The organism is Acidiphilium sp. MT5, assembly GCF_054767495.1.
Window position 1 is genome coordinate 233,717 of sequence record NZ_BAABMR010000003.1, and the last position, 15,606, is coordinate 249,322.

General features: G+C 59.0%; 11 protein-coding genes and 2 pseudogenes. 6 read left to right on the forward strand and 7 right to left on the reverse strand.

What is annotated here, in order from left to right; all coding sequences use genetic code 11:
- Positions 1 to 485 precede the first annotated feature (485 nt).
- A complete protein-coding gene (locus ACYUCQ_RS05120; protein WP_460253426.1) occupies positions 486 to 1,409 on the forward strand; it encodes a hypothetical protein in 924 nt (307 codons plus the stop codon).
- Positions 1,410 to 1,421: 12 nt separating this feature from the next.
- Here the strand turns inward: ACYUCQ_RS05120 and ACYUCQ_RS05125 are convergent, their stop codons facing one another.
- The 4 genes from ACYUCQ_RS05125 to ACYUCQ_RS05140 all read right to left on the reverse strand — a co-directional run bounded on the left by ACYUCQ_RS05125 (position 1,422) and on the right by ACYUCQ_RS05140 (position 6,453).
- A complete protein-coding gene (locus tag ACYUCQ_RS05125) occupies positions 1,422 to 1,607 on the reverse strand; it encodes a hypothetical protein (RefSeq protein ID WP_460253427.1) in 186 nt (61 codons plus the stop codon).
- Between the two features lie 90 nt (positions 1,608 to 1,697).
- Positions 1,698 to 2,411: a metallophosphoesterase family protein gene (locus ACYUCQ_RS05130; protein ID WP_460253428.1), complete on the reverse strand. Its 714-nt coding sequence runs from the start codon at positions 2,409 to 2,411 to the stop codon at positions 1,698 to 1,700.
- 341 nt (positions 2,412 to 2,752) lie between these two features.
- A complete protein-coding gene (locus ACYUCQ_RS05135; protein ID WP_460253429.1) occupies positions 2,753 to 5,428 on the reverse strand; it encodes an AAA family ATPase in 2,676 nt (891 codons plus the stop codon).
- Between the two features lie 107 nt (positions 5,429 to 5,535).
- Entirely contained in the window at positions 5,536 to 6,453 is a 918-nt protein-coding gene (locus ACYUCQ_RS05140) for a PDDEXK-like family protein (RefSeq protein ID WP_460253430.1), read from the reverse strand.
- 484 nt (positions 6,454 to 6,937) lie between these two features.
- Here ACYUCQ_RS05140 and ACYUCQ_RS05145 point away from each other — a divergent pair, with 484 nt between their 5' ends.
- Positions 6,938 to 7,180, forward strand: a complete 243-nt coding sequence (locus ACYUCQ_RS05145; RefSeq protein ID WP_460253431.1) for an XRE family transcriptional regulator — start codon at positions 6,938 to 6,940, stop codon at positions 7,178 to 7,180.
- A 648-nt stretch (positions 7,181 to 7,828) separates the two neighbouring features.
- On the opposite strand, the gene ACYUCQ_RS05150 is transcribed toward ACYUCQ_RS05145, so the two are convergent.
- Complete coding sequence (locus ACYUCQ_RS05150; RefSeq protein ID WP_460253432.1) at positions 7,829 to 10,144, reverse strand: xanthine dehydrogenase family protein molybdopterin-binding subunit; 2,316 nt, start codon at positions 10,142 to 10,144, stop codon at positions 7,829 to 7,831.
- On the opposite strand from ACYUCQ_RS05150, the pseudogene ACYUCQ_RS05155 reads away from it, so the two are divergent.
- Positions 10,133 to 11,122: pseudogene (locus tag ACYUCQ_RS05155) on the forward strand (IS256 family transposase); the annotation flags it as partial. The gene ACYUCQ_RS05150 and the pseudogene ACYUCQ_RS05155 sit on opposite strands and share 12 nt — an antisense overlap.
- A gap of 90 nt (positions 11,123 to 11,212) precedes the next feature.
- Here the strand turns inward: ACYUCQ_RS05155 and ACYUCQ_RS05160 are convergent.
- Positions 11,213 to 12,433, reverse strand: a complete 1,221-nt coding sequence (locus tag ACYUCQ_RS05160; RefSeq protein ID WP_460253515.1) for an IS110 family RNA-guided transposase — start codon at positions 12,431 to 12,433, stop codon at positions 11,213 to 11,215.
- Positions 12,434 to 12,701: 268 nt separating this feature from the next.
- Between ACYUCQ_RS05160 and ACYUCQ_RS05165 the strand changes: the two are divergent.
- The 3 genes and pseudogenes from ACYUCQ_RS05165 to ACYUCQ_RS05175 form a co-directional block, all read left to right on the forward strand.
- Positions 12,702 to 12,926: pseudogene (locus tag ACYUCQ_RS05165) on the forward strand (transposase); the annotation flags it as partial.
- Positions 12,927 to 13,109: 183 nt separating this feature from the next.
- Positions 13,110 to 13,397, forward strand: a complete 288-nt coding sequence (locus ACYUCQ_RS05170; protein WP_460253433.1) for a transposase — start codon at positions 13,110 to 13,112, stop codon at positions 13,395 to 13,397.
- Between the two features lie 152 nt (positions 13,398 to 13,549).
- Positions 13,550 to 14,107 carry a hypothetical protein gene (locus ACYUCQ_RS05175; RefSeq protein ID WP_460253434.1) on the forward strand — a complete coding sequence of 186 codons (558 nt, stop codon included), beginning with the start codon at positions 13,550 to 13,552 and terminating at the stop codon, positions 14,105 to 14,107.
- Positions 14,108 to 14,109: 2 nt separating this feature from the next.
- On the opposite strand, the gene ACYUCQ_RS05180 is transcribed toward ACYUCQ_RS05175, so the two are convergent.
- A complete protein-coding gene (locus tag ACYUCQ_RS05180; protein ID WP_460253435.1) occupies positions 14,110 to 15,420 on the reverse strand; it encodes a tyrosine-type recombinase/integrase in 1,311 nt (436 codons plus the stop codon).
- Positions 15,421 to 15,606: the final 186 nt, after the last annotated feature.

A 15,606-nucleotide genomic window follows, 5' to 3' on the forward strand; every position in this document is an offset into this window, starting at 1 on the left:
AATGGGATCAGCACGATCAAACCGGGCCCTTTCACCTACTGAAATCGACTAAGTGTGAATGCAACACGGCGCTCATATTCCGGGAGGATATTGACCGTCGCGCGGATCATCACGCTGAGAATGATGAAGGTTCCTTCTAAACCCTAGTCTATTGGCTATCAGGTCCCCTTTTCTTCCATTGTGGTCTCACTGGGGATTTTTCCAAAGTCCCGCCAATGTCGGGACGCTGACCGTTGCCATTAACACATTCCCGAGAAACCGTCGATTAATCAACGAAAATCCGATCACTTTCCCCACTACCTCATCACACTCGGTTGCGTCTCGAATTTCAACCCAGCGATGGAGCCATGGTTGCATGTTTCGACGAGGCGGTGATATTATAACGTTAGATAGATAACAAAATATTGTGTATAGTTTTTTGCGCTTCTCGCAAGCCAAGCGTCCTGGTGAATGTCCGAAATCGTCACACCCCAATGAGGTCTGTCATGAAGAACGCTGCCGACCGATTGAACGATACCAAGCTATATCTCTCGAACCACATCTCGCCTACACAATATAACGAGGTGACAACGCTGATTGCCGGGGTGGCAGACAAGACCGCTCTTGGCAATGCACTCTCGATCGGTAACTTCAATCTGTTTAACTCTGGCCCGCGGCGGGCGAAGCGCGCGCTCATGCTGCTCGCCCGGTTATTCATTGCCGACCCTGGCCAGCGTGGGACCGAGATGGCACGGCTGAAGGCCCTGCCCGAGCAATCGGAGACGCCGTTGATAGCCGAGATCAAAAGTTGGTTCACGCTGCCCGGTATCGCCGGGAGTATGGTTGCGTTGCATGCTCAGAACAACATCCTGAAAATGCCGAAGTGGAACAATATAAATTTCGAGGCGAAGGATGCAGTCCGCGGCGTCTATCATGCAAATAAGTCGTTCAATTGCTATAATGCCTGCGTGTTCTGGGCATTCCAGGCAGGTGCCATCAGCAAGCGTTATCTTTGGAACCGCTTACAGGGTAAGGATGGCAACCAATTTTTCCCAATCTATTCCCAGGTTGGCTGGGATACGATCATCGACCATTCGACCAACTTCGATGCTTTCAACAACGGGGAGATTATCGTTCCCGCCGGCTATACAGTCTATTTTGAGACCCCCTATAAGGTATTTGGCCATGTTGCCTGCTCGCTCGGTGATGGCCGAGTTATCAGCCAGAATTCGGTAAATATCGGCACCACCGGGCTGAACGGACTTCATGGTCCATTGAAGGTAGAGTTCGAGAAGATGGCCAACGCTATTACCCACATCGTCTCCATCCGCGAGATGATCCGAAACTACTTCAACCCGGCGAATGGATATCCCAAGGTGAAAGTCACAAAAAGCAATTTCTATGACTTGGTCGGCCCCGGCGACCGCTAGGGTGCAAACCGCTCAAGCGGCTTTACAGAAGACAGACCCGAAACGCGCGCGACTGACAATTTCCCCTGCAAAGCTTGATTCGGCGCTGATCGCCCTACTGACCGGCAGTTCCAGGCTTCGGAAAATTCGCGGTTGGATATCCTGGATATGGACGTCAGCATGAATAATGAAGGCATCTGGATCAAATGGATCAAGCATGACACGGAGCATGCCTTGGAGCGTTAACGCGCGCAATAGACGCGATCAGAAGGCGTTTATTATTGCCGGATTAATCGTCCGCGCCGCTCCTCATTGGTTGCCCTGCCACAACCACGGCTCGGCGATACCCAGCCCCCTGACGGGAATACCGTGGGCGGTGTGCCCCTCATAACTCCGATGATGGTGACCATGCACCACGAGGCTGACGCCCATCTCATGGGCGAGTGCGTCGATCGCGGCAAATCCATGCCGATCCGATGTCGGTGCTTCATGGCAAACGAGGATGTCGGCCCGAATTGACCGCAGCGCCTGGTGATCTTCGGGAAAGATCGTCGCCCGTGCAGAGCGCGGCAGCCCGCCTTTGAGCCGATCCGCCCGGGCGGTAACGTTGATCATGTCGCGCCGGGTGCGGAATTTTGGGGGATCATCATCGGTGCCCCCGAATTTGGGATACCAAACTTGGGCGCGATAAATGCCACCCAGCCCCGCGACGATATGGCCGTCCAGTAAGGCCCAGCTTCCATCAAGATTGCCCTCCGGATGGCTCTCCACCAAAAACTCGTATTCTCCGAGACTATCGACATCGTGATTGCCAATGATCCATTTCCAAGCTGGCACCTGATCCCAAATCGCGGCGAGTTTTTGACGGAGTGGTGCATCGAGACCGCAATCGCCTAGGATCACGACGGCAGCGGGCCGGTCGCGCAACACAGCTTCAATCAAAGGGCGCCAATTTCCATGAGGGTCGCCATAGAACAGGATGCCTGACGGTTCACGGTGATCAGGCGCGCTGCGTTTGGTCAATTTTGCTCCTATCGGTATTTCGCGCCGCTGCGGCGGAGAATACCGTGCCAAAATCGGTTGAAGTTCATCGGCGTGAATAAAAGCCCACCAATACCGATAGGCATCGGCGGGGGTCAGGAGGGTTCAGCCAGCATTGATCGGGATCGGTGGGCAACGGGCGATATTCGGCGATACCGAAAGATGCCAGCCGATATCAGCCCATATCGTCCACCAACCATCAGAACCGGCAATCAGAACCGGCGATCAGCCTGCACGCCACTCTCCCGCCATACAGGCTGATCTTCCGGATAGGCTGGCCTGGCTGACAATTTGGCATCCGCATGCCAGCCAGGTTGGTGCGCCTAAATCGCTGACGGTTCGTTGTCCGGACGCGCAGTTGACGCCTGCCAAGAGTCTGTCGGTGTCGCCCCCTGATCATCGCAGCGCGAATTTGCGCCGGATGGCGCAGACCCCTCGCTGTGCGCCGGCTTGCCAGACGTTGTTCCCTGGCTGAGCGGCCCGTGACCGACTGGATCGTAACCAAGAGGATCGTGGCGGCGCGAACGGTGAGGGAGCGGCGTAGTATCGCCGGGCACGGCATCATCCTGGAGCAAGCGCGCAAGGTCTTCACCCGCCAGAGCCTGATGGCGCAACAATGCCTCGGCCAGTTTTTCCACCGTTCTGATCCGGGCGCGGATCAGCTCACAAGCACGCTGATAAGCGCGGTCAAGCCTCTTACGCACCGCCTCCGCCACATCCGGGCGCCGCCCCAGCCATTCACCCACAGTCCGAGCGGTCGGCGGCATCTGCCAGATCAAACCCTGGCTCCCCAACCCAAGGGAAAGCTCAGCCTGCGCCGCGAGCACGGTCGCACTGCCCAAATCAGACCCCTCAGCACCCCCAGACCCCGAACTCACATCCCCCAGTAATACCGCTTCCGCTGCCCTACCACCCATCAAGGCAATGAGCCGCGTCTCCAAAAGCGATGGCGTCAGAAAATTATGCTCCGTCATCGTGCTCATGGTGGCGCCGCCCGTCTCACCCGTCCCGATCACCGTGATCGATGTAACCTCTACGCCGTCAAGCTGGTGCATCACCACCGCGTGCCCGGCCTCATGGATCGCGATGCGCCGCCGATGCTCGGCACTCAGCGTCCCCCCGTCCTTGTCGAGTGCCGCGATCAAATCCTCCTGCGTGACCTGCTGGCTCTGGTTGCGCGCCTTGCGGCGGGCTGCCGCGCAAATCCGCACCACATCCGCCCCCGTCTTGCCCGCACTCAGATACCCAAGCTGTTTCAAATCCACTGAATCCGCGCAGTGACCTTGAAGCTCATCCTGGTAAATCCGTGCGAGCGCGGCAGGTTCCGGCGGGTAGAGCATGATATGATCCTCCATCCGGCCTGACCGCAAAATGGCCGGATCGATCAACTCCGGATAGTTGGTGGCGCCAATGATAATGACGCCCTCATTGCTATCCACACCGGCAATCTGCTCCAGCAGCGCATTGATGATCGAGCGCCACCAATCGCTCCGTTGCGGACTATTATCGCCTCGCGAGCCGAGCGTATCGAGCTCATCAATGAACAAAACGCAGGGTGCGCAGGCGCGGGCCTCGGCAAAGACGCTCGCCATGGCGCGCAACACATCCCCGAGATGCCCGCGTTGATCGCGCTGCCATTTGGCATAGCTGGTCGCCACGAAGCCAATGTCGCAATGCGCGGCAATGGTGCGAGCAAGCGTGGTCTTAGCGGTGCCGGGCACGCCACAGAGCAGCAGGCTCCGTCGTGCCTGCGACCAGGTCAATTTTTTTGCCGCATAATCCTGCAGGTCCTGCTTAAGTTCATCAGCCCAGGCTTCGGCCTTCTCCACGCCATGCAGCCGACTAAACGGAATGATCTGGTGGTCGATGATTTTGGGCACGGGTGTAGAAAGTTGTTTCAAGCGGCGGAGAAAAGTCTGGGTTTTGATCGCTGGCCGATAAGCCAAGCGGAGCATATGGGGCATCAGCTGCTCCACGGGGACATCGAGCAGATCGAACCTTTTTGCCCCAGGTGCGATCTCGCGCAGCAGGGCGATGACGGCCTGCCGGTTGGGGGGTGGCAGGATAAAAATGCGATCCGCCGCATGGCGAAACGCCAAAGGCACGGTCTCGAGATCATCGGTGACGATGAACACAACGCTGCCGGCGGCAAGGTTTTGCTCGATATTTTGCAGCAAACGATTATTCTCCGAGGTCAGATCGGATGATTGCTCCTCTGCGGTCATACCGTAAGAGCAAATCGTTGGGCCTTGGTAGATATAGGGCCGTCGCGACGAGCGGCGTCGGGCTTGTCCGGGCCGGCGTTTCAAATAGGGGTCGATCAGATTTTTGATCGTCGAGGTCCAGGCGCTGTTGGAGGTTTGCACGATGAACAATCCCGGGCGGGGCGGGTTGGCCCATGGGCCCAAAGCCCGATCGAGCATTTTTGCGCCGACAAAATACGCGCAATCGAGTTGCCCCGGCTCGGGTTGGTTGGGTCCCACTTGGGTGGGTTGGTCCGGCTGGTGCGGCTGGTTGGGCTGGTTGGGCTGACGGGGCTGGTCCGTTTGATCTGGTTGATCTGACGGCACCGCGTCATCTTTTTCTGCCCACTCATCCGTTGCCGCAGACGGGTCAGACGGCTCGGGCAGGTCCCATTGATCGGAGTGATCAGAGTGATCAGATGACGCTGCGGTCGTGGGCAGAGTGCAGACCGGGCCGTCCGACTCAAAGTCGAACGTAAACTCCGTATCCGCAGAGGTGAGCGAGGCGGTTGCCGGATCAAGTGCCGGGTTGCTGAGAGATTCGCTGGTCGAGTTGATCACCAAGTTGGTGTCATGGTCGGTGATGAAATCGGTGCCTGTATTGGTCGCGGCCTTGGTGGCAACGTCATTCGCCGCGTTTGTGACAGTAGCGGTGCCGACCTGGGCGCCGACCCCGGCCTGGGGCGTCACATCATGAGCCCCCTGATCCGCCAGAGAGTGAGTTTTGTTGTTATCAGTCGAAGATTGGTTGGTCATAGGTCATCTACCTTCAATCAAAATGAGGTTGCGTGTGGCCGCACGGCGCTTCTGGCGCCGGGGCAAAACCGGAGTGCAAATGGGTGGGGGAGGGTTGTCGCGCGGGCTTAAATCGGGATGATCGCGTCGAAGTCGCCATGGTCGTCGAACATGGCCAGCGCTTCATCCCAATCCACCGCGTCAAGCGCATCTTGCGACGGGGATATGGGGGGTGGAGCCTTTTGCGGGCGCACCCTGGGTGGGGCGGGCATCCGCACTGGGCGCCGCTTTGGCTCAGATGCCTGCGGCAAATCTGGCTCCAATTTTGCTTCGGGCCGTGATGCGGAAAGCGGCGCAGGAACTGGTGAGGGGACTGGCGCGGCGATTGGCGCGGCAATTGGCGTAGAAATCGGCATCAGAGTCGGGACGGGGTTTGGCGCCGGACAGGGCAAGACGGGCGATGCCGATTTTTGTGCCGGATCATCTGCGAAGTTCAGCACCGATGCATGATCATTCATTGACGCCAGCCATGCGGCTTGATCAGCATAACGCCGCCGCTGAATGGCATGCAGCGCCAGATCAAAACTGTCGCGCGCAATCGTCGATGATTGCATCCAAGCGCGGCGGACGCTGATGCGCTCCACCGGACCCGCGCAGAAAAATACCGCGCCAATGGAAAGGCACACAAAAGCCGCGAGATCAAAATCATCCTGCCCATAATTGAACATCCCCGCCTTGGAGTAATAGCAACCCCGCGTCATGTTGAACGAGCAGCTCTGCCCCTTTGGCGTGCTGCGCGTTTTGACCTGAATGCGGAGCAGATCCAGACCCGCGACATCGGCGATCAAATCATAGGCGATCCCCGGCATCGCGATTTGGGCCGGGATGCCCAAACTTTGCAGCCACGACAGAACGAGGTTTGTCCCGGCCTCGCCAATGAGAATCGCAGACGGCGCGCCATATCCTGCGCCCCCTCGGTGGAGTGGCGATGCACCCGCGTCCAGGTCGGTGTTGGCAAATGGCTCTGCGCTGAACGCCGCGTCCACCTTTAAGGTCGTGCTCCGGCCCGCTTTCGGCCCAGCCTTCGTGATTGGCGTTGGCAGGGCTTGTCGAGCGACCCGCTGTGGCGCCCTGGGTCTCAACTCGTCTGGATCGCCGAGTCTGGGCCCGGGACTAATCGGACCCGGCGCGAATAAATCGCGTCTTGGTGCTTCTGTCGGCCTGGCATTGGGCTGCGCAGGGTAGTGCGCGCCCCAATGGGGCGGCATAATAGGGGTAACCTGTTGCATGTCGTTTTCCTTGTCATGCGATGGGCCAGGCTGGTTGAAGCGTTGGCGCGCTCCAACCAGCCGTATTGGTTACCAGAAAACCGTCTGGCACGGTCAGCTGGGAAGCAGGATTTCTTCCCTAGCCTCACGATTATCATATGGGACTATTGATCTCTAATGCAATGATAAAAAGGATCATGTGAGATTAAAAATTCTTCATCACATCTTGACGCTACAGGTCGCGGCGGTCTTTTAATGGCCTATGAAAATCACCGGAGCTCAAATTCGAGGCGGTCGGGCTCTCGCGAGGCTATCCATAAATGAGTTGGCGGCACTGGCGCGCATTGGGCGAATGACTGTGATCCGAGCAGAACTTGCTGATGAGGCGCCAACGACGACCGAAGCAAATCTACATGCGATCAAGGTGGCCCTAGAGACTAAAGGCGTCACCTTTGGTGCAGATGGCAGCGTAAATTATCATCCACCAATGGCCGGCGATTCCTGACTTCGGCGCTGCCGCTGGGAGCAGCACCAAGCTGACTCCGATAAACCCACCGCTGCTATTTTACGCAATAGCCACCCGGCCCAACGTGTTGCTTCAGGCGGGTATGTATGGCGATTGCCGACAAGGGGTGACTGAAGAGATAACATTGCACGAAAGAAACAAAATGTCGGTAACGAATTCAAGTTGGAGCTTCAGTTTCAACGCCCTCCGCTGTAACAGAGCACCGACATCGCAGACACCAGTCAATTCCCGAACAGGGGAAGAGGCTGGCGCACGTCGTAACCGGATTCTTCAACTACCACTCGGTGCCGACTAACTTTGCGGCATTACAGGCATTCCGGGACCACTGGCGGCGCTCCCTCAAACAACGGAGCCAGAGGGACAACACGACATACGAACGGATGAAGAAGCTGGCCAACGACCGGCTCCCGAAACCGCGTATCCTTCATCCATGGCCGCGCGATCGTTTGGCCGTCAAACACCCAAGGTAGGAGCCGTATGCGCGAATCGCGCACGTGTGGATCTGTGCGGGGGACGTCCAGTAATGGGCGTCCCTACCGCGATCGAATACTGTGTGTCACTCTCCCCCAGCAATTTGCGCGAATGCCAAGCGGTCCAGCAAATATTGAGACGCTGCTCCCTGGAATTTTACCGCGCTATTGTTTCAGCCTGACGCAGGCTTTGCCAAATACGCTGCGGGGTGCAGGGCAGAGCGGGCAACGCTGCGCCCGCTTGTGCCAGCGAATCGGCGATTGCGTTGGTTGCCGCCGCCAGCGCGCCGGTGGTGCCGGCCTCGCCCAGGCCTTTGACCCCAAGCGGGTTATGCGGCGACAAGGTTGGCCGTTCTGCCGTCATAAAAAACGGCATGTCGGCGGCCCGTGGCATCGGATAATCCATGAAACTGCCGGTCAACACTTGGCCCGCCTCATCATAGATCATCGCCTCGCCAAACACTTCGCCCAAACCTTGTGCGATGCCGCCATGGATCTGACCCTCCGCCGCCATCGGGTTCAGCACCAGCCCGGCATCATCAACCGCGACATAGCGCACCAAAGTTGCAACACCAGTCTGTGGGTCAATGTCAACCTCCGCCACATGGCAGCCAGAGGGAAAGCTGGCCGACAAGGGCATTGCACCCACCGCGATCAATGGCGCGTCAGCCGCCTCGATGGCATCGGCCAGCCGCAACACCAACGATCCATCCTGACGGCAAATTGCGCCGTCGGCCAAGATCAACTCATCCGGCGCCGCATTGGCCCGCAAGCCGGCCAGGGCCAAGAGCCGCGTGCGTAATTGATCACCCGCAGCGGCAACCGCACTGCCCGCACTCAAGGTCGAGCGTGACGCAATCGAGCCGGCGCCTTGCAATGTCGAATCGGCTGGGCTGGCCACCAATTCAATATCCGCCGGATCAAGACCCAGGCGCGGCGCCAGAATGAACGCGTAGGTCTCGGCCTGGCTCTGCCCGCTACCCCCGGTCACGGTTTCAATCCGCGCCCGCACCTGTCCGTTCACCAAATGCAGTGTCACCCGTGCCTCGTCGCGCGCTGCAGCGCCACCACCGGCGATTTCGGTGAAGAGCGCAACGCCGCGACCGAGCAACCGCCCGCGCGCTTGCGCCGCATCCCGCCGGGCGGCAAAATTTTCCCAATCAGCCGCGTGCTGCGCCGCCTCGATTAGCTGCGGGTAATCGGCATTGTCATAGGTAACACCCAGCGCTGTTTGATAGGGAAACGCGGCATGGGCAATGGCATTTCGTGCGCGCAATGCCAGCGGATCATCGCCCCGTGCGGATGCGGCACAATCCACCAGCCGCTCGATGAGCAGCGCCATGTCCGGTCGGCCCGCGCCGCGATACGGCCCAATTGGCCCGGTATGGGTGAAATATTGCCGGAACTCGACGGTGATGGCTGGAATATCGTAGGTTCCGCCACTGGTCATCAGCGGATTATGCACATTCACAAACGCGCCCACCGTGGTGATATAAGCCCCCAAATCGGTCTCATAACGCAGGTCCAGCGCGGTAAATTTGCCGGTTTTATCCAGCGCTAAACGTCCCGTTAGGCGCGTGCTGCGGCCATAATAATCAGTGAGAAACGCTTCGCTGCGGCTTGCGACCCAACGAACCGGTCGCCCGATCAAGCGCGCTGCCAGCAACAAGGCAGCATGTTCTGGATAGGCCGGGCTGCGCGCGCCAAAGCCACCGCCAACATCGGGCAGTTCGATGTGAATTTTCGTCTCTGCCACATTCAAGATTGCGGCGAGATCCGCGCGGATTTCGTTGATCCCCTGGTGCGGCGTGATCAAATGATAGATCTCCGCCGCTTGATCGTACCGGGCGAGCGCGCCGCGCAGCTCCATTGTGGTTGGCGCGAGGCGGGGCAGTTCGAATTGGGTGCTGACGATCTGGTCTGCTTGCGCAAAGGCTGCGCGCACCGCCTCGGCATCACCCGCGTGATGGACAAAAGCGAGATTATCCGGTGCGACTTCATGCACAATCGCCTGTGCTTGTGATGATGCCTCAAGGCCAATCACCGTGGGCAACTCACGATAATCGACCATGATCGCTTCAATCGCATCGAGCGCCATGGCCGGCGTTTCCGCGATGACGCACGCCACCGCCTCGCCCACATGCCGCACGCGATCCTGCGCGAGCACGGGGCGGAATGGCACAATCATCGGATTTGGACCGCCCGCGCCATAGCGCATCAACGCGCGGAAATTGCCAAATCCTGCCGCTGCGCAATCGGCACCCGTGAGCACCGCCACCACCCCCGGCATGGCCTGCGCTGCTGTAGCATCGAGCCGATTAATTTCGGCATGGCCATAAGGCGAGCGCAAAAACGCGGCACTGAGCGCGCCCGGTGCGGCAATATCGGCGAGATAACGCCCGGCACCGGTGACCCAGCGTGTGCGGTCTTGGTCCGATTGCGTGGGGCGAGCGCGGGAGGTGTGAGCATCCATATCAGGAAATCGCCTCCAGCCGGCGATGGCGATTTCTTGCGCAGCGTTGCGGAGGCGGTGGTGCAACTGTTGATGGAGACCGATGTGGAAGGTGTGATCGGCGCCGGGCGGCATGAACGCTCCGGTGAGCGCACCACCTATCGCAACGGCTATCGCGACCGCACCCTCGATACCCGCCTCGGCAGCCTGCAGCTCCGCATTCCAAAGCTCCGGCAAGGCAGCTACTTCCCGCCGTTCCTCGAACCCCGCAAAACCTCCGAGAAAGCGCTCGTCGCGGTGATCCAAGAAGCCTGGGTGAGCGGCGTGTCCACCCGGCGCGTTGATGACCTGGTGCAGGCCATGGGGCTCACGGGCATCGGCAAGAGCACCGTCAGCAAGCTCTGCAAAGACATCGATGACCGCGTCAACGCTTTCCTCGACCGCCTCCTTATCGGCGACTGGCCGTATCTTTGGCTCGATGCCACCTATCTCAAGCAACGCGAAGGAGGTCGCATCGTCTCGGTCGCGGCAATAATCGCTGTGGCAGCCAACACTGATGGCAAGCGCGAGATCGTCGGCCTGCATATCGGGCCATCCGAAGCCGAAACCTTCTGGGCAACCTTCCTCAAGAGCCTGGTGCGCCGCGGCCTGCGCGGCACCAAGCTCGTCATCTCCGACGCCCACGAGGGCCTCAAGGCCGCGATCCGCCGCGTCATGGGAGCGTCCTGGCAGCGCTGCCGCGTCCACTGGATGCGCAACGCCCAATCCTATGTCGGCAAGGGCCAGCAGAGCATGGTCTGCGCCGCCCTGCGCCAGGCGTTCATCCAGCCGGACCGCGCCAATGCCAGCCAGACGCTCCGCCACACCGCCGATCAGCTCCGCACCAAATGGCCAAAACTCGCCACCTTCATCGACGACAGCGAAACCGACGTCCTCGCCTATATGGACTTCCCCGCACAACACAGGGTCAAGATCCACAGCACGGATGAGATTGACAAGCGTTTTCGCTGGCTTTTGTGCTATTGTCCTTCTGCGCGGGTGACCTCGTGGCGAAGAGCGGCGCGTCGGCTGAGAGCGCCGCCGGGTCGCCTAATCATGCCCTGCCGGATTGAGGCGCTCGCGGACCGTGTTCCGCGGTCGTCGTGCCTTCCAGTTTTCGACAAGGTGCTCGTAGCTGCGTTCCGCCCGTTCGGCCAGTTGCCGCTCCTGATCCCGCAGTTCCTTGACGTTGTAGGCATAGGTTGTCCCTCTCCGGCTACCCTTTCTCTGGGGTAGGCCGGCCTGGAGTTCCATGGCGCGCATCTTGTTGGCGACCAGCGCAGGCCGCGCCCAGAGATAGTCCTCCTCCTTCGTGAGGAGATGCCAGCAAAGGACCGTCAGCTTCCGTGCCAGCGCGACCGCCGCGATTTGCAGGCCGCGCTTGGCGCGGATGCGCACGAAGAATGCGTGCAGCGGCCCTGGTGCCTTGGCTGCCGCCCAGGCCGCCTCGACCAGCATGGCGCGGGCATGGCTGCGCCCGACCTTGCTGATTCGGCCATGGTGTGCCGCTCCCAGACCGGACTGGCGCACGCGAGGGTTCAGCCCGAAATAGCTGACCAGCTTCTGCGGGCTCTTGAAGCGGCGGATGTCGCCAATCGCAGCCAGCAGGCCGGTCGCTACTGTCAGATTGATGCCGGTGATCGTCAGAAGCCGCTTCACGGCAGGATCGTCCAGCGCGCCATTCGCAATCTCCCGATCAAGTTCCTCGAGATCTTCCGCCAAACGATCAAGCTCCCGGACATGCCGCTCAATGGCGGCGCGTTCATCGTCGGGCACCGGCTGGCGTGCCAGCCAGTCCCGGCCACGGGTGTTGAACAGGTCAGCATGTGGACACTTCGGGATCAGGTGGGCGTGCAGGATGGAATGCACCTCGTTCTTGATCCGCGTCCGGTGCCGGACAACCTGGTAGCGGCGCGCCACCAGGCGGCGCATGCGCTCGGTCGCCGGGTCCGGCGTCCATATCTCCGGCAGGAAACCAGCCGCATGCAGGCTTGCCAGAGTGCCCGCATCGACCTTGTCGGTCTTCACGTGCGCATAGGCGATCGCCTTCACCTGCAGCGGGTTGGCGATGATGACCCGCGCTACGAAGGGCGACAGCACGCGCGAGACCGCCATGCAGTTGCCTGTTGCTTCAATGACCACCTCATCCGTCGGTTGAAGCCGCTTGCCGAAGCCTTCCAGCCCTATGCGGGTCATGTCGACCCGCCCGGCATGCCGAAGCATACCGCTCTCCCATATCACCACCTCGCCGAAGGTTCGGTGGATGTCGATGCCGATCACACGGCGCATGCCAACCTCCTATCGTTGCCTATAACGACGGGAGCGGCCGGGCGACACGACAACTACGGATTCGCGCTCTCAGCGCAACCGGGCGAGTCGCAGAGGTGGCCAGCTACTAACTCGAGCTCGAAGCTCATGGATGTGGACCGGCCTGCCCGCACCTTCGTGCTCCCGGTGCCTCTGTCCCGGATGCTCGCAGCATACACCTCGATCTGGAGACCGAGGTAGGAACATCGGCACCGATCATGTCATACCGGTTACCAATCCGCTCGAACGTCTCAACGGCGAAATCAAACGCCGCGCCGATGTCGTCGGCATCTTCCCCAACGAAGCGTCGATCATCCGCCTCGTCGGCGCCGTCCTGCTCGAACAGAACGACGAGTGGCAAACCCAACATCGCTATATGCAGACCGAAGCCATGGCAGAGCTCGCGCCGCCAACCGTCGAAATAATGCCATCCCAGATCGCCACCGCAGCAGAATGATCCGAGGCCACCTTATCCCACAACCAAATTACACCACGTTGACGGACGTGATCATCAAAACGATTTTTGCCTTGTCGGGTAATCATGTAATGCCGATATTTGATGTCTGAACTGGGCCCCGAAAATGGGACCGGGGGCTTAATTGGAAGAGGCGTCGCTCAGTTGTGGTAAACGGAGCGAACTATGAGCAAAACGAGACGGACGATTGATGCGGCGTTGAAGGCGAAGATTGCCTTGGAGGCGTTGCGTGAGCAGGCGACGGTGGCCGATTTGGCGACCCGCTATCAGGTTCACCCGAACCAGATTTACGCGTGGAAGAAGCAGTTGCAGGGGCATGCGGCGCGCGCGTTTGATCCGAAGATTGGCCAGGATGCCGAGGCGGCCTCGAGCCGGGCGATCGAGAAGCTGCACGCGAAGATCGGACAGCTGACGATTGAGAACGATTTTTTCGCAAAGAGGTTCGGCAAATGAGCGCACCGGACCGTAGAGCGAAGCTCGACCGGCACCATCCCGATCTATCGGTCCGCCGGCAATGCGAAATGCTGAATGTGGCCCGATCTGGAGTGTATCTTATATAATAACAAATATTGCCGTTTTTTATATTTTTGATATAATAATCTCCGGTGCAAAAAATAGAATTTAATCAGCTTATTTGCGCCATTCTCACATTCACAGAGGTGTATATGAAGATCGCATTGAAAACGATAGCCGCAGGTAGCCTTCTCGTCGCTCTTGCCGGTTGCACTGTCCAAAACCTGCCCAATGGCGGGGTGGCGCTCAACCCAGTCCCGATGGGGCAAATCTTCGCCACCGGCCAACCTCAGGGCCCGATTGGGCCAACCCCATTCCCCACTCAGATCGGTGTCCCGCAGAATTATGCCGGATATCTCGAAGGCGGCAATGGCTCGATGACGATGACCAAAAGGGGCCAGGGCACCTATTTTGTCTCAGTCAGTGTTTCCAGCAATGTGGGGGCAGGGCAGGTTGAAGGGTATGCATATCGGCGGGGGAACCAGCTCATCATGACCCAGGGTTTCGAGAGCAACGTAGACACCCAGCCCGAGCAGTGCGATCTTTCATTCACGCCGCAGGGCAATAATGTCAGTGTCGGTGAAACCAACTGCTCGTATTTTCACGGGGCTCAGGTTTCGTTCAACGGGGTATTATCACGGGTTAATTAATCTCAGGCGGTCAAAGCTAATGTGGATTCCGGGATAGCTTGACCGCGTATACCCACCAACCCATCAATCCAATCCGCCCATTTTTGCAACGCCTCCCCGACCTCAGTGAGATAGCGCGACCGATTATAGGTATCGGCCAAACTGGAATGAATGGTCGCGTGGTTGAGCACTGATTCGATGACATGGGGCGGGGTGCCCATCTCCCCCATCATTGTCGCGGCGGTCCGGCGCAGATCATGCCGGGTCCATCCCGATGTGCCGGTGACGTCGAACAGATGTTTTGTCACCCTATCCCACGCGCCAAGAGCGCCACCCGCCTCGTTCGGAAATACGAGATCATCAGGCCGCCAATTCTCCGGGCGCCTCGCTATAATAAAGTTGAGCACTTGGCGAGGTAGCGGGATTATGTGGGGTGGCCTCTTCTTCCGAGATTTCGAACTTGCCCGCCGAGTGTCTTTGATCCGAGACGCCGGTATCGTCCAGGCAGGATGACTTCCATCAACAGGATCAAGATCGAATTCCGCCCAAGTGGCACCGCAGACCTCATTCCGGCGGGTCGCGGTGTATAAGATCATCAGAAGCGCATCGCGGTGATTTGCATAAGCAGCCCTCTTTCCGGCAGGTCCAGCCTCTCCGCGCAGCACGGTGACGAGTGATTTTAGCTCGTCATTGGCGAGAAATCGCTCTCGCTGCATCGGCGGGCGTGGGGCGCTGATGATGGTCGTCTTGAAATCGACGTAATCGCGGGCGGCACCCCATTTCAAGACGGGCCGCAATAAGGCGACGGCGAGAGACGCTACGCTGAGCGATTTATAGCTGTCCGCCACTCGCTGAATATCGGCAAGTGATAGCGTCGCTGCGGGCTTGTCGAGCAGAGCGTTGAAAACAAGCTCAATTCGATGGCGATAATCGGGCCAAGTCTGACTGTCATGTTTCACCACGCGGGTGAATTCATCCAATAGGCCAGTGAGCGTCATCTCAGGCGGGGTCCCATCAACTGGGGCGCCAGCTTTCTGCCGAGCTGCACGCCTCTCAGCAGTCGGATTTTTGCCTTCATACCGAACTTGATGGCGTGTGACCGTCGCTTCACGTCTCGCATCCGCGATCCCGAGATGAGGATATTCACCGAGCGTCACACGCACTTGCGTGCCGGCGTGGTCCCGCAGCTTGATAGACCATATAGCGCGACCGTCCCTTGTCGCCCGGATCTTTAGCCCCAGCGTCGCGGCGTCAGTCAGCTCAGTGCGAACACCAGTCGCAGCCTCTGAGATGATTTTTCTGATCGCCGCATCTGTCAGTTTTACCGTCGCCATTCTGCCATCCCACCTTATTCTGGGTCCCACCAGGGTCCCGACGAGACCCCGACATCCCTGGGCATCTTTGGACATCCGTGGACAATAAATCAACACAAGCGAGAGTGGAGTGGATATTAAATATCTGATTTTTCGAAGAATATGGATAAAATATCGTTGAGTTATATGGCGGGGTAGATTAGGCGT